The following is a 25,034-nucleotide window of genomic DNA, read 5'->3' as shown; positions in this document are numbered from 1 at the left end:
CGCCCGTACCACAAGAGCAAGCATAGTGTAGTTCTAGATCTTGAAAACTCCTGTAATCTGTTTGCGCTACTTACTATTTACTATTAACTATTAGCCATTAGCCATGAGCTATTAGCCTTTAAAATTTCCCTCCCTGAATCTGGTCAAAAATAGCCTTATCATCAAAGAATTTCTTCTGAATTGCATCCCAACCACCAAAGTCTTTGACAGTATAAAGCTTGCTTATTGGGGGAAACTGTTTTTGATTTTCTTTAACTGCAGTAGCGTTCACAGGGCGAAAACCTACCTTCGCAAATTGCCGTTGCGCTTCTGGTGTATAAAGAAACTTAACAAAAGCTTCTGCGACTTGGCGAGTACCGCGCTTGTCTACAACTTTGTCCACCACAGCCACTGGGTTATCAATTGAAATATTGACTTGAGGCAGTATAGAAGGAAAGTTAGATTCGCCTTTTATCTTTGCCAGAATTTCCTCATTCTCATAATTTAACAACACGTCCCCTTGATTGCGCTTATAAAAGGTATCACTCGCTTCTCGCGCATCCTTAGGTAACACGGGGACATTTTTATAAACCTTAGCAACATAATCGCGAGCTTTTGCTTCATTTCCACCTGTCTTAATTACGGAACCCCAAAGCCCTAAAAAGTTCCAACGAGCACCTCCAGAGGTTTTTGGGTTAGCTGTGATGACTGTCACGCCCGGTTTAACTAAATCGTTCCAATCACGAATTTTTTTAGGATTCCCCGGACGAGTCACAAGCACAACTGCAGAACGAGTCACAATCCCATTGTTGGGAACCTCTTTTTCCCAACCTGGTGCAATCAGCCCTGCGTTCTGGATTTTATCTACATCTAGCCCCAAAGCGAGTGCTACAACATCCGCCTCCAAACCATCAATAACAGCTCGTGCTTGGGAACCAGAACCACCGTAACTCTCTCGAAAAATAACTTCTTGATTGCGCTCTTTCTTCCACTTTTGCGTAAACAGGGGAATAATTTTGGAGTATGCCTCTTTAGTTACAGCATAAGATACCAAAGTTAATTCAACTGTTTTGGGATTTTGGCTAATCAGTTGAGTTTGAGTATTTGTAGGAGGCTTTTCCAAAGTCATACCTGCATAAACAGGTAGTGCTGCACTGACAGTAAAACCTGTAGCAACCAGTAAGGTACGTGTACGAGTGGAAGATTGCTTCCATGGTTGTAATAAGGATGAACAAGCATTTAGCAGGGACATCTTCATGGTCAATGATTCCTGATGAATTTTTAAATACGGTAATTTTACAGGATTGCGAGCTTATTGATGAGAATAACAATCCCATAAGATAGATGTCTAATGCAAGTCATTTTTCAGTAACCAAGTGACCAGTGACCAGTGACCAGTGACAAATGACCAATTGAAACATTAGTGCCAGAATAGTGTAGAGCTTTTAAAGTATCTTGATCCCAGAGTCGTTTTCATAGAGTTCGGGATTTCAACAGCCATGTGCCAGCTGCTAGGAATGAACTGCAATGTACCTACTGATATTTGTTTTTCGTTTGAGGGCTTTGCAGCACGGGGAGGAAAAACTGATGACCATCGCGATGGCTGGGGTATCGCCTTTTTTGAAGGAAAGGGGTGTCGGCTTTTCTTAGATGCCAAACCTTCTATTGCTTCTCCCATTGCGGATTTGGTGCGGTGCTTTCCCATCCACACCAAACACGCGATCGCCCACATTCGCAAAGCGACTCAAGGTGAAATTTCTCTAGAAAATTGCCACCCGTTTCGGCGGGAAATGTGGGGTAAGTATTGGGTTTTTGCTCACAATGGGGATTTGCGCGATTTTCATCCTCAGGATTTAGAGTTTTATCAACCTGTAGGCAACACTGATAGCGAAAAAGCATTCTGCCTTATCTTAGACAAGCTGCGAGCCTCTTTTCCTCATAGTAAGCCACCTATAGAAAAATTTTATTTAGTTCTCAGTGAAATCACTAGTTTTATTGCAGAAAAGGGTACTTTTAACTATTTGCTATCAGATGGGGAACACTTTTTTGCCCATTGCTCAACCAAACTCAGCTACATAGTGCGTCAAGCTCCTTTTGCTGCTGCCCATTTGATTGATGAGGACTTGACTGTAGACTTTAACGAACTAACAACTCCAAGCGATCGCGTTGCCATCATTGCCACTACCCCCCTAACTGACAATGAAGTTTGGACAACAATCCAACCAGGAGAACTTTTAGCATTTCAGGATGGCTTACCCATGAGTTACCGATAAACACCCAAGCTGTCTTGGTCACTGGTCACTGATTACTGGTCACTGTCAAAAATACCACTTTTCTGATAGATAAAGTGCAGTTTTCCTCTTGCTTTTTTAGCGTATGCCATGTAATATCTCTCACAATGAACAATAAATACGGTTAGCTAACTAATGAACCGTATAACTTCGGGGGGCGAGAGTATGAGTTTTTGGCAGGCTGTTCTGAGACAAGCAGGGCAATCATTTTTGCAAATCACCGATAAATTTAAGCTTAAGTCTTTAAAAAGCTTTTTATCACTCTTTTTAGTAGGAATCAGTTTAAGTGTAGCGATCGCAGCTTGTTCTGGTGGCAATACAAATAGTTCTTCTGGAAATAGCACAGGATCTGATGCAACAGCCAGCCCTGTCGCTGCAAACAAACAAGATGCTGAAATCACTCTTGTTTCCTTCGCCGTGACAAAAGCAGCGCATGAAGCCATTATTCCAAAATTTGTGGAAAAGTGGAAGAAAGAGCACAACCAAAATGTCACGTTCAATCAAAGCTATGGCGGTTCTGGATCCCAAACCCGTGCGGTGATTGATGGTTTGGAAGCGGACGTTGTTCACTTGGCACTTGGCTTAGACGTGGGAAGAATTGAGAAAGCTGGTTTGATTCAGCCAGGATGGGAGAAAGAAGTTCCTAACAATGGTATTGTTTCCAAATCAGTTGCAGCCTTAGTCACTCGTGAAGGAAACCCCAAAGGTATTAAAACTTGGGCAGATTTAGCAAAAAATGGTGTAAAACTCATCACGGCTGACCCCAAAACCTCTGGTATTGCACGCTGGAACTTCCTCACATTATGGAATTCAGCCATCAAGAGTGGAGCGGGAGAAGATAAGGCGATTGAGTTTGTAAGAACAGTCTACAGCAACGTGCCAGTCCTGACAAAAGATGCTCGTGAAGCAACTGACGCCTTTTTTAAGCAAGGACAAGGTGACGCCCTCATCAACTACGAGAACGAAATTATTTTGGCACAGCAGAAGGGAGAGAAAGTCAATTACATCATACCTGATATCAATATATCCATCGATAATCCAATTGCAGTTGTAGATAAGAACGTTGATAAACACGGAAACCGTGAAGTTACAGAAGCTTTTGTCAAATTCTTGTATGAACCGGAAGCTCAGGAAGAGTTTGCCAAGGTAGGATTCCGATCTGTAAATGAGACAGTCGCTCAGAACAAAGCTATTTCAGACAAGTATCCAAAAGTTAAAAATCTAGGCACAGTGCAAGACTACAGTGGTTGGGACTCCATCCAGACAAAGTTCTTTGCAGATGGCGCAATCTTTGACCAAATTCAAGGAAAAGCAAAATAGGAATTAAACAACTAACAACTAATGACCATTTCATCTCCTCCATCAACTTCTACCAGGAGAACTGTTCGCCAACAGCCTCCTATTTGGAAAAGGTATTTACAACATCTCTACAACTTGCCTTGGACTTGGCGAATCACCATTGCCTATTTAAGTGTCATGTTGTTTCTACCTGTCCTTGCAATGGTCGCAAAGGCAAGTACTGAACCTCCAGCCCGATTTTGGGAAATTGCGACCAGCCCGATTGCTCTGGCAACTTACGAAGTGACTTTTGTTACCTCATTGTCTGCTGGTCTCATCAATGGGTTTTTTGGAACTCTCATTGCTTGGGTCTTTGTGCGGTACGATTTCCCTTTGAAGCGCTTGCTTGATGCGACTATAGATTTACCTTTTGCATTACCAACAGCAGTCGCTGGGTTAACTTTAACAACTGTCTACAGTGAGAATGGTTGGATTGGCTCTTTACTAGCACCTTTGGGAATCAAGGTATCCTTTACTCGTTTGGGTGTAGGGATAGCAATGATATTTATATCCCTTCCCTTTATTGTGAGAACGGTGCAGCCCGTGTTACTGGAAATGGAAAAGGAAATTGAAGAAGCAGCTTGGTGCCTTGGTGCTTCTCAATTACAGACTTTTTTGAAGGTGATTTTGCCTCCATTGTTTCCTTCTATTTTGACGGGTGTTGCGTTAGGTTTCTCCCGTGCAGTTGGAGAATATGGTTCAACTGTCATTATTGCTTCTAACACTCCTTTCAAGGACTTGATTGCTCCCGTGCTTATTTTCCAGCGATTGGAGCAGTATGACTATTCGGGTGCAACAGTGATTGGTATGGTGTTATTAATCATCTCGTTGGTGATGTTGCTGGGAATTAATCTGATACAAGCTTGGGGAAGAAGATATGACGCAAGATGAATTTCCACAGCCACACTTTCACTCAACAACAAGCGGACCGAACGAGCAAAAGCAAGTCAAACCAAAAAGTTTTGCTCCAGCCATACTGATTGCGATCGCAGTTGGTTACTTAGCTTTAATCATATATATCCCCGCAATCAACGTCTTTGTCCAAGCTTTTCAAAGCGGAGTAGGAACATTTTTCTCTAACCTCACGCGTCCGGAATTCACTCACGCCGCTTGGTTGACAGTGGCTCTAGCTGTCATCTCCGTGCCTGTGAATACAGTATTTGGTTTGTGTGCCGCTTGGGCGATCGCACGCCATAAATTTCCCGGTCGCGCTTTTGTTCTCAGCCTTATCGATCTGCCCTTTTCTATTTCACCCGTAGTAGCAGGATTAATGATTGTGCTGCTATACGGACGAAATGGGTGGTTTGGTCAGATTTTGGAAGGCAGCGATATCAAAGTCGTCTTTGCCTTTCCAGGTATGGTACTAGCCACAGCCTTTGTGAGTTTACCCTTTGTCGCACGGGAAGTGATTCCTGTTTTAGAAGAGTTGGGTAGCGATCAAGAGGAAGCCGCTAGAACACTTGGTGCAAAAGATTGGCAGATATTTTGGCGTGTTACCCTGCCAAACATCCGTTGGGGCTTACTTTACGGCTTGATTTTGACAAATGCGCGAGCAATGGGTGAATTTGGTGCTGTTTCGGTAGTGTCCGGGAACATTGCTAAGAAAACTCAAAGCTTACCTCTCTATGTAGAAGATGCTTACAAACAGTATGAAACGGAAGCAGCTTTCTCCGCAGCGGTGCTGTTAGCGTTGCTAGCAGTTGTTACGTTGGTGGTGAAGGAGATTTTAGAACGGAAAACGGGGATCAAAAATAGGTCAAAACATTAATTGCACAGATGACAATTATGGTTGCAGAAAATCAGCTTGTCCACAAACGAATTCGACTGAGAATTCCTCAAGAATATCATCAGGAACCTGTGATTTCGCGTTTAGTATCAAACTACGGTTTAACAGTGAATATCGCGGCTGCGATGCTCGGTTCTAATGGTATTGGTGATGGTTGGTTTGACTTAGATTTACAAGGAAGTTGCGAACAAATCGAGAGCGCCTTAATCTACATCAACGATCTAGATTTAGAAATTTGGCATGACATCAATACAGGCGATTACTAATACCATTTTGGATGCGTGGATTTTGGATTGGGAAAGCTTTACCCGGACTAAATTTCACTTTCAACTTGATATAATTCATAATTTGTGCTTGATGAATTATTAGTGACTATGTTTGAAAGTAGCAGTACCACAAAAGTTCGCTTGCGTTTGCATATTCCTTCTTTTTACAAAGAAGAACCTGTAATTTCTCGACTAATTGCCAGTCATGGCTTAGTTGTTAACATTACAGGAGCAGTGCTGGGAAAACACACAAATGGAGAGGGACGATTTGACTTAGAAATTCGTGGAACTGTGCCACAACTTTGGCATGGTTTGAATTACTTGGAATCTCTAAATCTGAAAATTGAGGGTAAGCCTCATACGGATGGAGATGGTTGGTACTGCTAGGTCAGTCATCGCTTAACCGCAAACAGTTGTTAGGGCATAAAAAATCAACACAAAGCGATCGAGAAATGAATGCTTAGATTTCATAATGCCAAAGTTCTTCTTCTTTCAAGACAATCCTATGTAGGGGAAGACGATGAATCAAACCCTGTTCTTCCAACTGAGTAAGGATACGAGTAATCGTTACGCGAGTTGAATTGAGCATATCCGCAATGTCTTGGTGAGTGAGGCGTAGATCAATGAGATTTCCCGATGCTACTTCACGACCAAATTTTTTAGCTAACCAAGTCAGCAGCTTAACAACCATAATCTCTACTGTTTTATGACTGCGAATTATCATCAGTTCTTCTGCTTGTTGAATGTGAGCAAGCAATACCTGTGTCAGTGGGAACCACCCATCTAAGGGTAGTGCTACTGCTTCAACTTTAGTCAAACACTCAATTTGATAGGGATCGACTCCAGAAAAAGCTTGGCTGACAATATCTCCCGGTCCCCAAATTCCTAAGGTGACAAGTGTACCGTCTTCATGCCAAGTGATAACTCTCACCACTCCTGTTTCAATTTTCCACAAACTATTTTCTTTCAGAGGTAGCGATGAGCGGGTCTTAAAGCTTTTTCTAGTGGTTTGACTAGATGAATTGGGAAAATGTGATGAAATAGACATTGTTGTTTAAATTACTTCTTTCCGATAAAAAAACCGTAGTTTCTAAATATATCAATTTTTTGAAGGAGATCGCTATGGGAATTGCAGTTGAAAATGTAACTAAGCAGTACGGCTCTTTTTATGCTGTTGACGATGTAAGTTTGGAGGTCAAAACAGGGTCTTTAGTAGCTCTTTTAGGTCCGTCAGGATCTGGGAAATCGACTTTACTGCGAATGATAGCCGGATTGGAAGTACCTGATTCCGGTCATGTTTGGTTGGTTGGAGAGGATGCCACTTACAAATCAGTACAAGAACGTCAGATAGGGTTTGTATTTCAACATTATGCCCTATTTAAGCACATGACGGTGCGTCAGAACGTCGCCTTTGCACTAGAAATCCGCAAGTTCCCTAAAAATAGGATTCAGGATAGAGTTGCAGAACTTTTGGAATTAGTTCAGTTGGGGGGTTTTGGGGAACGCTATCCCTCACAACTTTCTGGAGGTCAGCGTCAGAGAGTAGCATTAGCAAGAGCATTGGCAGTGCAGCCAAGAATATTGCTTTTAGATGAACCTTTTGGGGCGTTAGATGCGAAAGTCCGCAAGGAATTGAGAATGTGGTTGAGACAACTGCATGAAGAGGTGCATGTGACAACCGTATTTGTGACCCACGACCAAGAGGAAGCGATGGAAGTTTCCGATCAAATTGTAGTGATGAATAAAGGTCGTGTAGAGCAAATGGGTACACCTGCTGAGATTTACGACCACCCAGCCACACCTTTTGTCATGAGCTTTATTGGTCCGGTCAATATTCTTCCCAGTAACGCTGGTATTGTGGCAAATAAAGATTTTGTCACTCCATCAAGCCATCAAGTTTTCTTACGTCCTCATGATGTCGCGATTAAAACTAGCGCTACTGAAGAAAATTCTGTGTCGGCTAAGGTGTACCGGATTATTAACTTAGGTTGGGAAATTCGGGTAGAGTTAGTTCTTCAGTCTGGAGAACCGGTCATTGCTTACTTAACTCGCGAGCAGTTTAATCAGCTTAAGATAAAGGAAGGACAGCAAGTGTTTTTTAAACCCAAGCAGGCAAAAGTTTTCCCAGCTTATGCTGTAAGTTGATATTCAAGGGTGTAATTTACAATCGTTCTACGCGTGTAGAGAGGTAGCCTATCAATAGGAGAGACGTAGTATGCTACCTCTCTACATGAATTTTTACCTGTTTTGTTCTATTTAGGAGAAATATTACTTTTACATAAAAAAGCGGCTGCAATATGTGTGTATAAAAATACTGGTGAGTGTAAACATAATAATATTGTAAAATATATACATATATATTTTATAGAATCGTCAAACAAATAATATGCATACAAGTATTGATATAAACAACAGTATTAGCGTGAATGATATTAGCCATCAAATGTACCAGTTAATCTCTGAGTTGTATCCTATTTGTCGTAGCATTACTGGCGAGGGCTTACGAAAAACAATGGATATTATTCACAAATATATTCCCTTAGTTATGCATAATGTACCCACAGGTACTCAAGTCTTTGACTGGACTGTTCCTAAAGAGTGGAATATAAAAGATGCTTATATTAAAAATTCCCAAGGCGAAAAAATTATAGATTTTAATCAATCAAACCTTCATGTAGTTAATTACAGCGTAAATATTCATGAAAAAATGCCTTTAGAGGATTTAAAGGCACATCTTTTTACATTACCCGATCGCCCTAATTGGATTCCTTATAGAACTTCCTACTACACAGAGAACTGGGGATTTTGTATCACCCATAACCAATTATTAGAATTAAAAGAAGAAGAGTATGAAGTTTACATCGATTCTTCTTTAGAAAATGGTCATTTAACTTACGGAGAGTGTTACATTAGAGGCGAAAAAGCAGATGAGGTTCTGATTTCATGTCACACCTGCCACCCATCTCTTTGTAATGACAATCTTTCCGGTATAGCACTAGCAACGTTCTTAGCCAAACATCTCACCCAACTTTCGCCTTCTTACTCCTATCGTTTTCTCTTTATTCCTGGAACCATTGGTTCCATTACCTGGCTTGCTTTAAATGAAGCAAATGTTGACAAAATTAAACATGGTTTGGTTGTAACTTGTGTGGGCGATCCGGGTAAGTCTCACTACAAAAAAAGCCGTCGAGGTAATGCCGATATTGATAAAGCCGTTATTCATGTGTTGAAACACTCCAGTCAAGATTATGAAATTATGGACTTTTCTCCCTACGGTTATGATGAACGGCAATTTTGCTCTCCAGGATTTAATCTTCCTATGGGCTGTTTTATGCGATCGCCTCATGGTACTTATCCCCAATATCATACATCTGCAGACAATTTGGAGCTTGTAAAACCTCAATATCTTGCCGATTCATTATCAAAACTTTTGTCAGTTTTACAAATTATAGAAAACAATAAAAAATACTTAAATCAAAACCCTAAATGTGAGCCGCAGTTGGGTAAAAGAGGACTATATAGTGCCCTCGGCGGGCAGACTGATACCAAAAAAAATGAAATGGCTATGTTGTGGATTTTAAATTTGTCTGATGGCAATCATACACTGCTAGATATTTCGGAAAAATCAGGATTAGAGTTTGATTTTATTAATAAAACAGCAGATACATTGTTACAATTCAATTTATTGAAAGAAGGTTCTGAATAAAAATTTTGCTATGAGAAAGCTAGATTTCCTCAGCTTTCTAGTTTACTATTCAAGTTAAAAAACTACTTTACGGCAATAGAAAGCTTCCGCATACTTATTAGGCGCATTAGATTCAATTCCTCGCAGTCTTAGAATTGATAAAAATGTTTCTTCTGTAAACCATTGTTTGTGGTTTTGCGATGGAAAGCTATCAATAATATAGTTGATTTTGTCTTGGCAAATGTCCTCAGTTAAATGAACAAAGAAATTAGGATTTCCTAAATCTCCATCATACTTAGGTATTTCATATTCTAGTATGAAATGATTCCTAAATGTATTCCAGGTAAAATCAGAAATTAAGCGATGATCTTGATGCAGGTCATGACGATAATGTGTAAAAATTAAATCAGGATGATAATCTCGCTTTAATTCTTCGAAAAATTGTTTAATTTCAATTCCCACGAAAGGAAAACAACCGTCCTGAAATTGTTTGATAATTATATTTTTTTCTGAGACTTTTTCTAAAAACTTATTAGCACTATGATAAGCTTCTTTTTCTCTTTGTAAGTTGGAACTAAAGACAACCCAATAAAACACAAGATTTGGGTAACTTTCTATCAATCTTAAGATTGTACCTCCACAACCAATTTCTATATCATCGCAATGCGCTCCTAAACACAAAACTTTATAACTTGAGTTATTTTTTTGTTCAAAATTGAATTTAAGCATAATTGCTGATTTGTGATTGTTAGGGAATACTTTGTCTGCACCTCGTCACCCATAGGCTTCCTATGGCTACACTTACAAAGACAATTCCATGGATGTAGAGACGTTGCAGTGCAACGTCTCTACATCTTGTGGGTTTATGTAACCACAAGCTTTAGTCTGTCGGGTAAAGGCGTGCAAGATTTGAGTTAAGCTAATTTTAATGGTATAGAATCATTAGCAACATGATGAAGCCGACTATAATCCAAAGATTTTGCCTTCCTTTCAAGATTCCATACTGCCCAAGGAGCGTTACCTTGACAATACATATCATCTAACTGCTGTTGCTCTTTAAATGTATCCATACACGCCCAAAAGCCACTGTATTTATAAGCAACTAGCTGTTTTAAATTAATTAGTCTTTGAAATGGTTCGTTCACTAATTCTTCTCCAGCTTGAATATATTTAAAGATATCTTTCTTAAATACAAAGAAACCTCCATTTATCCGAATGCCGGCTTGCTGAACATTTTGGATATCACTTACCAAACCATTTTCTTCCATTGAAACTAAATGAAAGCTTTGCGATGGTTTGACGCACAGAAAGCTAGCTATTTTGTTATGTTTATGAAAGTCTTCAATTATGTCAGGTAGATGTAAATCTGTTAAACCGTCGCTATAGTTAGCTAAAAATACCTCTTCCCCTTCTAAGTATTCTTCAACAGCCTTGAATCTTTGACCAATATTTGAAGTCAACCCTGTATCGACAAAAGTAATTTTCCAATCTTCAATATCACTATTTAGAAGTTGGATTTTTTTGCCTCCTTCTTGTAAGGTAAAATCATTGGAAATACACTCATCATAATTGAGAAAGTAATTCTTAATAACATCTGCTTTATAACCAAGACACAAAATAAAATCTTTGTGTCCGTAGTGGGCATAGTATTTCATCACATGCCACAATATCGGTCTGTAGCCAATATTAACCATAGGCTTGGGGACATTAGCAAAAAATTCTCTTAATCTTGTTCCTAAACCACCGCAGAATAAAACTACTTTCATCGGAATTTTCCTTCCTTACTTATGATGAAATTTCAATTAGTTGTGAGTTGATTTCTAATTGACTCAAGAATAGACATTAACTTCAGGAATCGGCACGATAAATTTACAACCCCAATCATGTACAAACAACATCTGCGACATAATTTCGTTTTTTAAATTCCAAGGTAAAATCAGTAAATAGTCAGGTTTTGTTTCTTGAATTTTGTCTGGATGAAAGATGGGTATATGAGTTCCTGGTAAGAATTTACCTTGTTTATATGGATTTCGGTCTACGGTGTAATCAATGAAATCTTCTCTAATTCCACAATAATTCAAAAGTGTGTTACCTTTACCAGGAGCGCCGTAACCAGCAATTGTTTTTCCCTGTCGTTTAGCTAAAATTAAAAATTCTAAAAGTTTGAATTTTGTTTCCTTAACTTTTTCACCAAATGAAAAATAATGTTTGATGTTGGTAAATCCAGCAGCTTCTTCCTTAGCTCTTAGTTCCATTACCTGTTGACTAATAGGTTTAGAAGTATCTTCTGCTTGTTTCGCATAAATTCTTAGAGAACCACCATGAGTTGATAATTCTTCTACATCAAAGATTGTTAAACCATGATGTGCAAAAATCTTTTCGACTGTCAGCAACGATAAGTAAGAGAAGTGTTCGTGATAAATGGTGTCGAACTGATTCTCCTCAATGAGTCGCATTAAATGAGGAAACTCCATGGTAATGATACCTTGAGGTTTAAGTAGAATTTTAGCGCCTCCGACAAAATCATTGATATCAGGTACGTGAGCAAGTACATTATTACCTATTAATAAATCGGCTTGCTTACCGCTAGCAGCTAATTCAGATGCTGTGTTTTTTCCAAAAAACTTGACAACTGTGGAAATACCTTTTTTAATAGCTACTTCAGCGACATTAGCTGCTGGTTCTATGCCTAGAACAGGGATGTTTTTTTCCAAAAAATATTGCAATAAGTAACCATCGTTACTAGCTATTTCCACAACTTGACTATATGAGTGCAACCCAAATCGCACTATTACCTTTTCGGTATAGTTTTTGGCGTGTTGTAGCCAAGAGTCAGAGTAAGACGAAAAGTAGGCATACTCGCTGAAGATGTCTTGCGGAGTGACATATTCCTGCAGTTGAACTAAAAAACAGCGATCGCATACGCATACGTGCAGCGGATAGAAAGCCTCCATTTGGTTTAGCTGTTCAAGTGATACGTAGCTTTCACAAAGCGGTGACATTCCCAAGTCAACAAAAGTGTGCTTTAATTTCGACCCACAAAATCGACAGCAACCACGATTCAGGGTTTTACCATTCTGTAGGTAGGACTCCAAAGTTGTCTTAATCATTTATTAGCTTCTCTAAGTGTTATGTGTAACTTGATAATAAAATCCTGCAACCGCAATAATTTCATGTCCATGTTGCATCAAGATTGGGGCTAATCACGAGCCGATATAACCTTCAGATCCAGTTACGAGTATTTTTATAGGTGTCAAATATGACTAAATCAAGTCAGGTTCTGTAAAATACCTCCCAAACTTACTACAAAACCATTTCCAAAGTAACGAGCCTTTCTTGCAGAAGAGCCACGTGCTACAGCCGGCTGTCCTCATGCTGTGATAGCAGCGCAATTGTTTATGAAAGAATAGTGTGCAACTGACCTGTTTGCGATCGCGTTCTGGAAAATGTATAATTTAACGTATAAGTTGTATAGTTTGAGTTTATTTATGCCTTTGGTTGCATGGAAGAATGCTCTGGTTACTGCAAATTCATTTCCCAAAGTAACGAGTCACCAAAGCAGGCTAGACTCTTAACAGCTTGATGGAGGCATTGCCCTTATGCAAAGGTAGAGAGATTAACCTAACTGCCTTTAGCAATAGGCGATCTGCCCAAATCAGTAGATTTGGATACTCACTAAAAGTCATCCTACTATTCATACTTTTCCCACTTTTCTGCCGCTAAAGATGAGCAATTTTACCGGATGAGCCTGATTATTAATCCTTTGATTTTATGACTTTTTTACATATCATCAACTCAATTAAACCCCTTCCAGTTTTCAATCTTGACGGAGTTTAATTGTAAGATAAACATATTTTTGATTAAATTGATCGCAATAACAAACTGGAAGATAAGAGTTTCGGCAATGGTTTACAAAGACTTCTTTATACAAAGTTAGGCTACTATTCAGAGTTTTCCTACTGTGCTGCCGCTAAAGATGAGCAACTTTATTGCACGATAATAATTATTATTGCTACTTAAGTGGATAAATTTTTTACATATCAAAAACTCAATTAATTGTCAGATCAATATATTTATGATTAAATAGAGCGCAATAACAAAATGAAAGATGAGGGTTTTAACAATAGTTTACAAAGACTTCTTTATACTTAACACTTCAATCTCATTTAACATGATATATATCTCACGGTAGAAGCTAGGGAAAAATTAGTAGTTTAATTTCTTGCTTATAACAAACTTAATTTATTCAATGCTGCCTTAAGTTGATAATATCTAGAGGTTCACAGTTTAGATTATGGCACGACGTTCGCTAAAGGCATCTACCGTAGGAATCGAGAAAGCAAAAAGGGCTTTTCAAATCCGAGAATGGACGCAAGAATATCTAGCTAGTGAGGTAGGACTAGAAACTCGTCAGCCAATTTGGAAGTTTTTTACAGGCAGACCGATTGAGCGTCATAGCTTTATGGAGATTTGCTTTCAACTTGGTTTAGATTGGCAAGAGATTGCTGAGCTACCGACAGGAGGCGCACCAACGGAAAAAAAGCTCGATTGGGACAACTGCCAGGATGTCGATGCTTTGGTGGAAATGGTGCGAAAGCAAAGAAGCGATAAAATTCAAGCCCAGTGCGCCACGATGCGGTTGTTAGATATTTCTCAACCGATTGAGCTAGAAGACATTTATGTCGATGTCAATATTCAGAACAATATTACAAGTCAAAGATGGTTAGATATCTTTGAATTACAAGGCTTATTTTGTGAAGAATTCCACTGCTTCCCTTGGGATCAAGTTTGTCAGGAACGAGTTCCTGCGATGCAGGCAGTGGCAACCTATCCCAAACTGATGGTGCTAGGCAAACCAGGGTCTGGTAAAACCACATTGTTACAACATATCGCCACGCAATGTAATCAAGGCAAGTTCCAAAGAGACCGGATTCCGATTTTTATCCGACTACAAAAGTTTGCTGAGCATACAAGAGAAACAGGGGACTTTAGTTTATTGAACTATATCAATCAAGAGCTTGCTGACTTCGGCATTGGCGACCAGCAAATCCAAACATTACTCGCTCATGGCAAACTGTTGATTCTACTAGATGGCTTGGATGAAATTCCAGAAGATGATAGCGCCGAAATAGTGAAAAAAATTCGCAAATTGTCTGAGGACTATTACAAAAATCAGTTTATTATCACCTGTCGGATTGGTACCCAGCAGTGTCTGTTTGACTCATTCACCGATATTGAGATTGCCGATTTTGATTCCTCCCAAATTGAAGCCTTTGTCTACAAATGGTTTGTCAGTCTTAGTAGGAATTGCACCGAACAAGCACTAGCGTTGGCTTGTCAATTCATGCAAAAGTTGCAGTTATCGGAAAATTGGCACATTCGAGAACTAGGTGTGTTACCGCTTTTGCTCAACCTGCTTTGTTGTGTGTTTCAAGACCGAGCGGACTTTCCTGCCAGACAGGTCGAACTTTACAAACATGGATTGGACCTTTTGCTCAATCGCTGGGATCGAGTGAGGAGCATTAAACGCGATAATATTTATCCTGATTTGTCTGTACCCCACAAGCTCAAACTGCTGAGTCAAATTGCCGCCATCACCTTTAAGCAAGAACGTTACTTTTTTACAAAAAGCAATGTCCGGCAATACATCGCGGACTATCTGCGTAACTTACCGACAGTCCAAGCTGATGAGCCCGAGGTACTGCAACTTAATAGTGAGGCAGTGCTGAAATCGTTCTTAGCACATGGACTACTGGTGGAACGGGCGCGGGGGATTTACTCGTTCTCACATCTCACGTTTCAAGAGTATTTAACGGCTAGAAACATTGTTACTAGACTTGAACCAGAGATATTAAAAGAAAAATTGATCGAGTTGGTCAGCCACGTGACCGAACCTCGTTGGCGCAAAATTTTTTTACTCACAGCTGATATGTTGGGTAATGCCCCTGACCTGCTCCAGTTACTCAAGCAACAGATTGATGCCCTTGTGGGCGCTGATGAGCAATTGCAGCAGTTCCTCATCTGGCTCAATCAGAAGTCCCTTTCCGTACAAGCTCCCTACAAAACAGCAGCTATTCGTGCCTTTTACCTGACACTGGTTCTTCCTCGCGATCTAAGCATAGCCCGTGACCTGACTCTCTCGGTTGCCATCGATCCGAGGCTTGCTGGTAATCTTGCCACTGATTTGAAGGTAGATCTGGCTCTTAACCGTGCGCTATCCCTCAGCCTTGCTCTGGCATCTGACGCGACTTTGGATCGAGTCCTTGCCCTAAATTTTGCTCTGACTTATGACATAGATATTTTCTGTGACTGTAAGTTCGAGCAATCGCTGCAACAACTTAAAAAACAACTACCAGCCCCAAATCAAAGCAGAGAAAGGTTAAAGAAATGGTGGAACGCTAACGGTCAGACTTGGATTGAGAAATTGAGGTCTCTAATGCTTCGGTGTCGCAATATACGTCATCAATGGCAGTTCAGCGACAAGCAAAAGGAATTACTTAAGCAGTACTACGCTGCTAACCAGTTGCTGGTGAATTGCCTCAAGGTCGCTTGTGACATCACTCCCACAGTGCGAGAGCAGATTTCGGAAACGTTGTTGTTGCCCATCACGAGGACATCAAGTGATGCAGTGGAAAATAATGTATATTTAGCAACAGGAAATGTGGTGAAGCTATGGTAGCCACGTATGATGTACCGGGTGGAGGTGACAAAAACAAACCAAACTTATACGTTAAGTCATACATTTTCAAAGACGCGATCGCAAACAAGCTGACGGCACACTGTTCTTTCATATACAGTTAGTTCCCCCTGGGGGGGATAATACGGAGTATGTTGCGAGTAGAAGTAGCTCGTCAGGAGTTAACGAATTTGCAGTGAATTGTAGGGGGTATTTTGCAAAATCTGACCTTGTCATCTTCTGGCTGTAGCCCTACAACGCTTGCAGGTTGGGAAGCAGTTACAGTCAAGGGCAAATTTTTCTTTATTGGAGAGCAAAAATTTTTTCTTAAAGGAGTTAGCTACGGTCCCTTTTCCACTGGCACACACGGTAAGCCTTTTCCAGAAAAAACAGTTGTGGAAAAAGACTTTGCCATGATGGCACAGTTGGGGGTTAACTGTCTGCGTATATATACTGTTCCACCTAATTGGCTTTTGGATCTAGCTTGTGCCTACGGTTTAAGGATGCTCATCGGTATCCCCTGGTCTCAGCATATCGCCTTTCTTGACTCATCTACAGTTCAGGCAGAAATCCGGAACTGCATTGCCACTGGAGTCGAAGCCTGCCGGAACCATCCTGCTGCCTTTGCCTATTTGGTGGGCAATGAGATTCCTGCGGATATTGTGCGTTGGCATGGTCAAAAACCGGTTCGTGCTTTTGTCGAAGAGTTAATGGCGGTAGCAAAAGACAGCGATCCAGAGGCTTTGGTCAGCTATGCCAATTACCCCTGTACCGAGTATTTAAATATTGACTTTACCGATTTTTTATGCTTTAACGTCTACCTGCATCAAGAAAAAGATTTTCGCCGCTACCTATCCCGACTCCATAATCTAGCGGGGGATAAACCTCTGGTGCTGAGTGAGTTTGGTGTTGACTCGATCCGTGAGGGAACCCAAGCGCAAGCCGAAATCCTCTCCCAGAAGTTGTCATCAAGCTTTGAGATGGGAGCAGCCGGGACGATAATTTTTTCCTGGACTGACGAGTGGTTTACCGGCGGGTATGCTGTACAAGACTGGGCTTTTGGCTTGGTTGATGCTGAACGTAACAAAAAGCCTTCGTTCGACATGGTGCAGCAGTATTACACAGCGCCTCTGCCACCAGTGTTACCTGAGTATCCTAAAGTCTCAGTGGTTATATGCGCTTACAATGCTGAGCGCACTATGGATAGTTGCCTAGCTTCTCTCAAGAATCTCAACTACCCCAACTATGAGGTCATTGTAGTCAATGATGGCTCGACTGACCGCACTCTAGAGATTACTCAACGCTATGACTATGTACGTCTGATTAGTCAGGAAAACAAGGGACTGAGTGCAGCACGCAATGTCGGCATTGCCGCCGCAACGGGCGAGATTGTTGCCTTTACCGATTCTGATTGTATGGCAGATCCAGACTGGCTCACCTATGTAGTAGCAAAGTTTCTCTCCTCTGGTTTGGCCGCAGTCGGTGGTCCAAACTTATCTCCTCCTGAGGACTCTCTTGTCCCTGCTTGCGTTGCTGTCTCTCCGGGCGTACCTACCCACGTACTTTTAAGCGATGAAGTTGCCGAACATATTGCAGGTTGCAACATGGCTTTTCGTCGGGAGGTTCTACAGGAAATTTGCGGCTTCGACCCGCAGTTTCGTGTTGCTGGTGACGATGTTGACCTCTGCTGGCGGCTGCAAGACAAAGGCTACACAATTGGCTTCAGCCCAGCTGCAATAGTGTGGCATTTTCGTCGTAACACGGTAGATGCGTATCTTAAGCAGCAACGAGGTTATGGCAAGGCGGAGGCCCTCGTTTATTTTAAGCATCCCTACCGCTTTAATCTTCTGGGACAACCTAGCTGGCTGGGGAGGATCTACGGAGACCTATCTTCTTATCTCCGTTTCGGTCAACCAGTGATCTATTCTGGGGTGTTTGGTCGCGGTTTGTTTCAAACCTTGTATGAGCCTCCTTCCTCCCTCATGTCTTTTCTACCCCTAACCTTAGAGTGGAATGTAGCCGCTGCCATCCTCTTTTTGTCTGGGCTTTTGTCTGGCCATCGCCCGTGGGTGGGTGCAGCAATGTTCATTATTTCTTGTATTTGGTGTGTAGCAGGTGCTCTACAGGCAGGCATCGATCCTCGTTTTCAAGGAGCGAGGGCACGCCTGCTTGTTGCTCTGTTGATCTACCTGGGTCCTCTTGTACGCAGTGTAGAGCGCTACCGATGGCGTATCAGAAGACTCACTAAGGTGGAGAAAATTCAGTTTGATGAGTTGTAAATCAAAAGTCAACTAGTTTTTAATAATTTTAAAAAAAATGGCTCAAACACTGACTCAAGTAGGGTTAATCAACTTTGATCGACCAGCATATAGACCAAATATCTCCTGGAGCGATCGCGCCTTTTGCTTATCCTATTGGACAGAGGCGGGGCTGGAGAAGGAAAAGTTGCTGCAAGAGGTCATAGATTTTCTCATACCCTACAAGTATTTCATCGCTGTCGATCGCGGGTGGAGCGGCTGGGATTTAGAAATTTACTGGGGGATTTGGTCAAAGGTTGAAGTTAAGGTATGTGCTGAAAATCATGGAGGAAATAAAAGACTTCTAAGAATGCGATGTGCGCTTAGGATGTCACAGTTAGCCACTATGGCTATGGCTGGCTATTCTCTTTTGACAGTTGTGGCACTTATTTTGGGAATGCCAGAATTAGCTACAGTTGCAGTTATAGCAGGTGTGCTCAACGCCGCCGTTATATTATATCAGAACTTTGGTTTGGGGCGTATTATCTATCAGGTGCTCTTGATTGTAACCAAAAAAATGCACCTGCTGCCGATACACACCACCGATGCTCAAGCTATGACCCCAAGTGCAATATTACATTCATAACTAAGGGAGTGGGGAATAGGGAGTAGGGAGTAGGTGGTAAGAAATTTTCATTAACTCGTTGTGGGCACTCGCCTGTGAGGATCTAGTGAGTGAATTGTTAAACGGGAGGTGAATCCGTAGATGAGGCAAGGGATTAAAGCGATGATACACCGATACGGGCGCTTGCTCCGGTATCCACTGCGCCAATGGCGCACCTTAATAGTAATCCTTGGTCTGGTGGCTGGCACTTCAGCCACTGCAACCCTTCAACCCTGGCCAATAAAAATTCTGGTGGATTATGCCCTCGGTCAAGCAGCTATCCCCCTGCCAGTTAACTCACTCTTTGGAAACTTCAACTTGTCCCTTACGCCGCCACTGCTAGTCGTTGTCGCTGCTCTTTGTAGCCTTGGGCTATATGCCCTGAACGCTACACTTGACACGGGTCTTAGCTGGGCTTGGAGCGCTGCTGGGCAAGGTATGGTCTACGAACTAGCCCAGAGCTTGTTCTATCGTCTTCAACGCCTTTCACTCCTGTTCCATAGCCAGCGCACCGTTGGCGATTCCCTAAGCCGTTTGACAGGTGATTCTTATTGCATTTACACCTTAATCGGTGCCGTGCTGATTTCACCCATACAGCACCTGCTGACGCTAGGAACTATTAGCATCGTCGCCTGGAATCTAAATCCTTTACTGACGCTGCTTTCGCTCTTGGTTGCGCCAATCATGGCTGCTTCCGCCCTCATGTTTGGTTCCCGCATCAAGCGCCGGACAAAGCTCAACCGCGAAGTGCAATCTCGCCTCACTAGTTTTGTCCACCAAACACTGACAGCAATCCCAATGATTCAGGCATATGTACGGGAGAGTTACAATACTAAACTGTTTCAGCACCTAGCGGCAGATGGAGTTGCGATCGCCCAACGCGAAACCCTGCTCAAGAGTGCTTACGGTCTTGCAAATGGTGCTGTGGCAACAATTTGTAATGCAGTTATCCTTTATGTGGGCGGGCAGCAGGTGTTATTAGGGGTCATGAGTGTTGGCAGCTTGCTCGTCTTCCTGGCATATCTACAGCCGATACAAGGAGCATTTAGGGGTCTGTTTGGGATCTACGGGAGCCTTAAGTCTGTGGAAGCCAATATAGATAGAGTGCTAGAGGTTTTGGATGCTAAAGATGGGGTACATGATGCTCCTGGAGCTAAACCATTGCCTGTTCGTCCTACAGGAGCGCGGGGACATATATGCCTGGAGGGAGTTACCTTTGGTTACAATCCTGGCTATCCCGTCCTCCAAGATATTACACTGGAAGCTCAACCGGGAGAAACCATTGCTCTGGTCGGTGCGACGGGTGCTGGTAAGAGTACTTTGGTCTCCCTAATTCCCCGCTTTTTTGACCCTTGGCAGGGAAGAGTCATCTTCGATGGGGCAGATGTTCGAAGCATAGAACTAAAAAGCCTGCGATCGCAAATAGCCCTAGTGCTACAGGAGCCGTTTCTCCTGCCGCTCTCGGTAGCACAAAATATTGCCTACGGGCGTCCTGGAGCAAGCCAGGAGGAGATTGTAGCCGCAGCCAAAGCGGCTAAAGCAGACGACTTCATCCGTCAGCTACCTCAGGGATATGACACTATTCTGAGTGAAAGAGGAGCAATCTTGTCCGGAGGGCAGAAACAGAGGCTGGCGATCGCACGGGCATTGCTACTGGATGCGCCGGTACTGATTCTTGATGAACCGACTTCCGCTCTGGATGCCCAAACTGAAGCACTGTTGCTAGAAGCTTTAGAGCGCTTGATGCAAGGGCGGACAGTTTTCATTATTGCCCATCGGCTCTCGACTATTCTCCGGGCAGATCGGATCGTAGTGCTCGAGCAGGGGAAGGTTGTAGAAACGGGAACGCACCAAGAGTTGCTTGCCACCTCTGGTATCTACAAGCATTTGCACTCCTTACAGTTTACCGATCCGCAGCAGGAGGTCGTCTTATGAAACAGTGGTGGCTGCGACTGGTACGCTACGCCCTGCTTCGTTGGCGCGGACTTGTGTTTGTGCTGCTGCTCATGCTCATGAATGTAGGGCTGAATGTGCTCAAGCCCTGGCCTTTGAAGCTGATCGTTGATTCCGTCCTGGGTAACCAATCCCTCCCACATACCATTGTTTGGTTCAAAACCTTCAGTGGTGCTGAATCAGACATTCAGTTGCTCGGTTGGTTAGCCGGTTCTACAATTGTGCTATTTTTGACTAGTGAGGGAGTTCGTCTGCTCCAGGACTATGTGGGAGCAGGCGTAGGAAGTCAAATGAGTTATGACTTGGGAGCGGCACTGTTCGATCGCCTGCAGCATCTTTCCCTGAGGTTTCATAACCAAAACCGGGCTGGAGACCTCGTCCGGCGAGTTATGACTGACAGCATCTGCATTCGGAATCTGGCGATGGGAGTTTTTCTGCCTGTAGTCACTTCCCTAGTGAGCCTGGTAGCCATGTTCGCCGTGATGTGGCAAATCAATCGCCTACTTTCACTGATCTCGTTGCTTGTTGCTCCCCCGATTGTGTTACTCATTTGGGTTTTTAACCAGCCCATGATTGAGCGTACCTATCAGCATCAACAATTTGAAGGCGAGATTATGGCGCTTAGCGAGCAGACCTTAACAGCACTACCGATTATTCAAGCATTTGGTCGCGAAGCACATGAAGATGAGCGCTTTTGCTACCTATCTCGCCAAGCACTTCAAGCTTATTTACATGCTATTCTTGCCCAGATGCAATTCAAAGTAGGGGTGAGTGGGGTAACTGCAGTGGGAACAGCAATCATCATGCTAGTAGGAGGCTTCCAGGTTCTGGATGGATCGCTCTCAATTGGTTCTTTACTGATCTTCCTTTCTTATCTCACTTCCCTGTATATGCCCATGGAGACTCTGGCTTATATGTCATCCGGTTTTGCTGCAGCTGCAGCTAGTGCTATGAGAGTGCTACAGGTGTTGGACACCAAGGATGAGGTGCAGGAGGTTACTGGTGCCAGCCCTCTGCGCTCACAACCAGGTAGAGCGAGGGGATACGTATGCCTAGAGGGAGTCACCTTCGGCTACGAGCAAGGGAGACCCGTACTCCAGGACGTTTCCTTTGAGGCACAGCCTGGAGAAACCATAGCGTTGATAGGAGAGACAGGAGTTGGTAAGAGTACCTTGGTTTCCCTCATTCCTCGTTTTTTCGATCCCTGGTCCGGACGAGTCCTCTTTGATGGGGTAGATATCCGCAGCGTACAACTGAAAAGTCTGCGCTCTCAGATTTCGCTAGTTCTACAGGAGCCATTTTTGCTGCCGCTAACCATCGCTGAGAACATTGCTTATGGCAGATCCAGTGCTAGCCGCGAAGCAATTGTCGCCGCCGCCCAAGCTGCGAATGCGGACAACTTTATTCAACGATTACCCCAAGGTTATGACACGGTCATTGGCGAGCGCGGTGCTACCCTTTCAGGGGGAGAGAAGCAACGGTTAGCGATCGCTCGTGCTCTGCTCAAGGATGCTCCAGTACTGATTCTGGATGAACCCACCTCTGCCCTAGATGCTCAAACCGAGTTTCTGCTGCTAGAGGCATTAGAACGACTGATGGCAGGACGAACTACATTTATTATTGCCCATCGCCTCTCGACAGTGCAAAGAGCAGACCGGATCGTGGTGTTGGAACAAGGACGAGTTGTGGAAAGCGGAACTCATCAAGCATTGCTCAACGCTCGTGGGCTGTACTATCGCCTGCACCAAATCCAGTCCAGCAGAGTGACAATTCATTCTGAATCAGCATAAACGAGGAGAGCAAAGGTGAATGACTTAACCAATCATCGCTCGGATTACAAGAACATTTCTGATTTCCCAGCGAATGTCCAAATTGGTTCAAATACAATTGTGATGGGCAATCTCGCGTTCAAGCGATTCCATAGCCACAGAGAACGGGGACTCATAATCGGCGATAACTGCACCATGGACGGCGTCCACTTCGATATTGGTGAGAAGGGACAGGTCGAGATTGGCGACTACTGCTACTTCACAAATGCTGTTCTCCTGTGCGAGTTAGAACTTCGCATTGGCAGCTACGTTGTGATTGGATGGAACGCAACACTGACTGATACAGACTTTCATCCCATCGCACCTGCTGAGCGCATTGCTGACGCAATAGCGTGCTCACCTCTGGGAAAAACCTTACCGCGACCGGAAATCGTCAAGCGACCCGTGGTTATTGAGGATGGCGTCTGGATCGGACCGAACGCCACAATCTTAAAGGGAGTCCATATTGGAGCGGGTGCTCTCGTGGAGGCGGGTGCAATGGTGAGCCGAGATGTACCGCCACGCAGCCGAGTTATGGGTAACCCGGCGCAGATTATTGGGGAGGTCTAACGGCGATATGGTTTCTACGCGCACTCTCTCCTGGGATTGGTATCCAGGAACAATTCCGGAAAACGTCATTCTTGATGAAACTGCCTACGTTGAGACTACCTTTAGTTTTCACTTATACCGCAGCGAAGCACCAATGGGGGTCAAATACGGTCGCGGCGCTTCCACCTATCTGGGAACGATGTTTGATGTTGGTCCGCGTGGGCGAGTCAGCTTGGGCAACTATGCGCTTGTCCACGGTGCCAGGATTATTTGTGATTCTCAGATCGAGATCGGCGATTATGCCCTCATCTCTTGGAATGTTGTTCTCATGGACACCTATCGGCTACCGTTTGACCCAACAGAGCGGCAGCGCGAACTAGAACTTCTGCCATTTCGTTCGCCCCGACACATTGATGCAACGGTACCAGCGCAACCGATCTTCATCGGGTGTAACGTTTGGATCGGTTTTGATGCCTGCGTACTACCGGGCGTCACTATCGGAGAGGGGGCGATCGTCGGAGCACGGTCTGTTGTCACTCAGGATGTCCCTCCATATACCATTGTGGCTGGCAATCCTGCCCGTATCATTCGTCAGTTAGATGCAGGAGGTGTTGACCGTGAAGCATGAACGCCCCAGTAAGGGGAAAATTATAGTTTTTGGTATTCTATTTTGGTATCCCTTGGCAGGAGTGACTTACCAGTTCCTCCACTACTTGCTGGGGCTTCGTCGCCTGGGGTATGACGCTTATTATATAGAAGATTCCTGGCGTTGGATTTACAATCCCCGCATCAACGACCTTTCTCCAGATGCTACTGAGAATATCCAGCACATTGTCCCCATTTTAGAGGCGTATGGCTTTAAGGATCGCTGGGCATTTCGCGACTATCTGGGGGGTGAATGTTATGGCATGACTGAATCTCAAATTTTGCAATTATATAAGGAAGCAGACGCCTTCTTGAACGTAACGGGTGACCAGGAAATCCGCGACGAGCATTTGGCTTGCCACCGCCGCATCTATGTGGAATCCGATCCGGTGGCCTCTCAGATTCGGGTCGCTCAGGACGACAAAAAACTCATTGCTCATCTGTCCGCCCACGATACCCATTTCAGTTTTGGGGAAAATCTGGGAGCACCAGACTGTGGTGTTCCTGTCGGGCACTTTCAGTGGTTACCTACCCGTCAACCCATTATGTTGGATTTGTGGGAAACGTCAAATCCCCCACCAGGAATTGCTTACAACACCATCGCCACTTGGAATAACAAGGGAAAGGACATTACTTATCAGGGCAAAACTTACTACTGGCGCAAGGCGCGTGAATTAGAAAAATTTCTCGATCTTCCCAAAGCGCGTCCGTTGCAATTTGAGATGGCTACGAATGTGAGTGAGGATGAAAGAGAGAACGTGCGATGCCTGCTTCAGCAGCATGGTTGGAGCCAGGTGGATGCGGTGGAACTTTCTCAAGATATGAATAATTATTGCACTTATATCCAGCGATCGCGCGGGGAGTTCACGGTAGCAAAGGAGCAATATACGCGCCTCTTAAGTGGTTGGTTTAGCGATCGCTCTGCTTGCTATCTAGCTGCTGGTCGTCCTGTAATTACTCAGGAAACAGGATTTAGCAAATATCTGCCAACAGGTAAAGGACTTTTTGCCTTTAACACTATGGAGGATATTCTCACAGCACTCGACGCCATTGAAAGCGACTACAAAGGCAATTGCCAAGCAGCTCGCGAAATTGCCTCGGAGTACTTTGCTGCAGAGAAGGTGATTGGCAGTCTTATGGAGCGAGCGGGGTTTTAA

Annotated in this window: 20 protein-coding genes and 1 pseudogene; 16 read left to right on the top strand and 5 right to left on the bottom strand. The window is 43.4% G+C overall.

Translation table 11 applies throughout. The features are described from left to right. Positions 1-118 precede the first annotated feature (118 nt). Positions 119-1,231 (bottom strand): sulfate ABC transporter substrate-binding protein, encoded by a 1,113-nt coding sequence (locus WA1_RS46755; RefSeq protein ID WP_033335633.1) that lies wholly within the window; start codon positions 1,229-1,231, stop codon positions 119-121. A 247-nt stretch (positions 1,232-1,478) separates the two neighbouring features. On the opposite strand from WA1_RS46755, the gene WA1_RS46750 reads away from it, so the two are divergent. From WA1_RS46750 to WA1_RS46725, 6 genes are all read left to right on the top strand, one after another. After that, complete coding sequence (locus tag WA1_RS46750; protein ID WP_026134830.1) at positions 1,479-2,252, top strand: class II glutamine amidotransferase; 774 nt, start codon at positions 1,479-1,481, stop codon at positions 2,250-2,252. A gap of 183 nt (positions 2,253-2,435) precedes the next feature. Then, positions 2,436-3,590 carry a sulfate ABC transporter substrate-binding protein gene (locus WA1_RS46745; RefSeq protein WP_017744967.1) on the top strand — a complete coding sequence of 385 codons (1,155 nt, stop codon included), beginning with the start codon at positions 2,436-2,438 and terminating at the stop codon, positions 3,588-3,590. 21 nt (positions 3,591-3,611) lie between these two features. After that, positions 3,612-4,499, top strand: a complete 888-nt coding sequence (gene cysT / locus WA1_RS46740; RefSeq protein WP_017744966.1) for a sulfate ABC transporter permease subunit CysT — start codon at positions 3,612-3,614, stop codon at positions 4,497-4,499. Beyond that, positions 4,486-5,376, top strand: a complete 891-nt coding sequence (cysW, locus tag WA1_RS46735; RefSeq protein ID WP_017744965.1) for a sulfate ABC transporter permease subunit CysW — start codon at positions 4,486-4,488, stop codon at positions 5,374-5,376. The genes cysT and cysW overlap by 14 nt, the downstream gene beginning before the upstream one ends. 17 nt (positions 5,377-5,393) lie before the next feature. Then, the gene (locus tag WA1_RS46730) at positions 5,394-5,660 is read left to right on the top strand and encodes an NIL domain-containing protein (protein WP_026134829.1); all 267 of its coding nucleotides are present in this window, start codon (positions 5,394-5,396) and stop codon (positions 5,658-5,660) included. Positions 5,661-5,768: 108 nt separating this feature from the next. Then, a complete protein-coding gene (locus WA1_RS46725) occupies positions 5,769-6,047 on the top strand; it encodes an NIL domain-containing protein (protein ID WP_017744963.1) in 279 nt (92 codons plus the stop codon). Between the two features lie 73 nt (positions 6,048-6,120). Here WA1_RS46725 and WA1_RS46720 read toward each other — a convergent pair whose 3' ends face one another. Next, positions 6,121-6,708 carry a Crp/Fnr family transcriptional regulator gene (locus tag WA1_RS46720; RefSeq protein ID WP_017744962.1) on the bottom strand — a complete coding sequence of 196 codons (588 nt, stop codon included), beginning with the start codon at positions 6,706-6,708 and terminating at the stop codon, positions 6,121-6,123. Positions 6,709-6,782: 74 nt separating this feature from the next. Between WA1_RS46720 and WA1_RS46715 the strand changes: the two genes are divergently transcribed. Together WA1_RS46715 and WA1_RS46710 are read left to right on the top strand one after the other, a co-directional pair. After that, the gene (locus tag WA1_RS46715; protein ID WP_017744961.1) at positions 6,783-7,805 is read left to right on the top strand and encodes a sulfate/molybdate ABC transporter ATP-binding protein; all 1,023 of its coding nucleotides are present in this window, start codon (positions 6,783-6,785) and stop codon (positions 7,803-7,805) included. Between the two features lie 241 nt (positions 7,806-8,046). Beyond that, the gene (locus tag WA1_RS46710) at positions 8,047-9,366 is read left to right on the top strand and encodes a DUF4910 domain-containing protein (RefSeq protein ID WP_017744960.1); all 1,320 of its coding nucleotides are present in this window, start codon (positions 8,047-8,049) and stop codon (positions 9,364-9,366) included. 54 nt (positions 9,367-9,420) lie between these two features. Here the strand turns inward: WA1_RS46710 and WA1_RS46705 are convergent, their stop codons facing one another. The 3 genes from WA1_RS46705 to WA1_RS46695 form a co-directional block, all read right to left on the bottom strand. Then, the gene (locus tag WA1_RS46705) at positions 9,421-10,074 is read right to left on the bottom strand and encodes a PIG-L deacetylase family protein (protein WP_017744959.1); all 654 of its coding nucleotides are present in this window, start codon (positions 10,072-10,074) and stop codon (positions 9,421-9,423) included. 185 nt (positions 10,075-10,259) lie between these two features. Next, a complete protein-coding gene (locus tag WA1_RS46700; RefSeq protein ID WP_017744958.1) occupies positions 10,260-11,111 on the bottom strand; it encodes a glucose-1-phosphate cytidylyltransferase in 852 nt (283 codons plus the stop codon). Positions 11,112-11,174: 63 nt separating this feature from the next. Continuing rightward, positions 11,175-12,455 carry a class I SAM-dependent methyltransferase gene (locus tag WA1_RS46695; protein WP_017744957.1) on the bottom strand — a complete coding sequence of 427 codons (1,281 nt, stop codon included), beginning with the start codon at positions 12,453-12,455 and terminating at the stop codon, positions 11,175-11,177. 1,184 nt (positions 12,456-13,639) lie between these two features. On the opposite strand from WA1_RS46695, the gene WA1_RS46690 reads away from it, so the two are divergent. The 8 genes and pseudogenes from WA1_RS46690 (at position 13,640) to WA1_RS46655 (ending at position 25,034) form a co-directional block, all read left to right on the top strand. Next, complete coding sequence (locus tag WA1_RS46690; RefSeq protein WP_017744956.1) at positions 13,640-16,024, top strand: NACHT domain-containing protein; 2,385 nt, start codon at positions 13,640-13,642, stop codon at positions 16,022-16,024. Between the two features lie 212 nt (positions 16,025-16,236). Next, entirely contained in the window at positions 16,237-18,300 is a 2,064-nt protein-coding gene (locus WA1_RS46685) for a glycosyltransferase (protein WP_020480621.1), read from the top strand. A 37-nt stretch (positions 18,301-18,337) separates the two neighbouring features. After that, the gene (locus WA1_RS46680; RefSeq protein WP_020480620.1) at positions 18,338-18,904 is read left to right on the top strand and encodes a hypothetical protein; all 567 of its coding nucleotides are present in this window, start codon (positions 18,338-18,340) and stop codon (positions 18,902-18,904) included. Between the two features lie 141 nt (positions 18,905-19,045). Further along, complete coding sequence (locus WA1_RS46675) at positions 19,046-20,857, top strand: ABC transporter ATP-binding protein (RefSeq protein WP_148663060.1); 1,812 nt, start codon at positions 19,046-19,048, stop codon at positions 20,855-20,857. Next, a complete protein-coding gene (locus WA1_RS46670) occupies positions 20,854-22,665 on the top strand; it encodes an ABC transporter ATP-binding protein (RefSeq protein WP_017744954.1) in 1,812 nt (603 codons plus the stop codon). Before WA1_RS46675 ends, WA1_RS46670 begins: the two co-directional genes overlap by 4 nt. 174 nt (positions 22,666-22,839) lie before the next feature. Next, complete coding sequence (locus WA1_RS46665; protein WP_158516783.1) at positions 22,840-23,253, top strand: acyltransferase; 414 nt, start codon at positions 22,840-22,842, stop codon at positions 23,251-23,253. Between the two features lie 421 nt (positions 23,254-23,674). Continuing rightward, positions 23,675-23,860, top strand: a pseudogene (locus WA1_RS61025) (LbetaH domain-containing protein); the annotation flags it as partial. Further along, positions 23,850-25,034 (top strand): hypothetical protein, encoded by a 1,185-nt coding sequence (locus tag WA1_RS46655; RefSeq protein ID WP_017744951.1) that lies wholly within the window; start codon positions 23,850-23,852, stop codon positions 25,032-25,034. The pseudogene WA1_RS61025 and the gene WA1_RS46655, both read left to right, overlap by 11 nt.

The sequence above is a fragment of the Scytonema hofmannii PCC 7110 genome, assembly GCF_000346485.2.
Taxonomy (GTDB): domain Bacteria; phylum Cyanobacteriota; class Cyanobacteriia; order Cyanobacteriales; family Nostocaceae; genus Scytonema; species Scytonema hofmannii.
The sequence above is the reverse complement of the archived record's forward strand: the minus strand, read 5'-3'. Positions and strand labels throughout refer to the sequence as shown.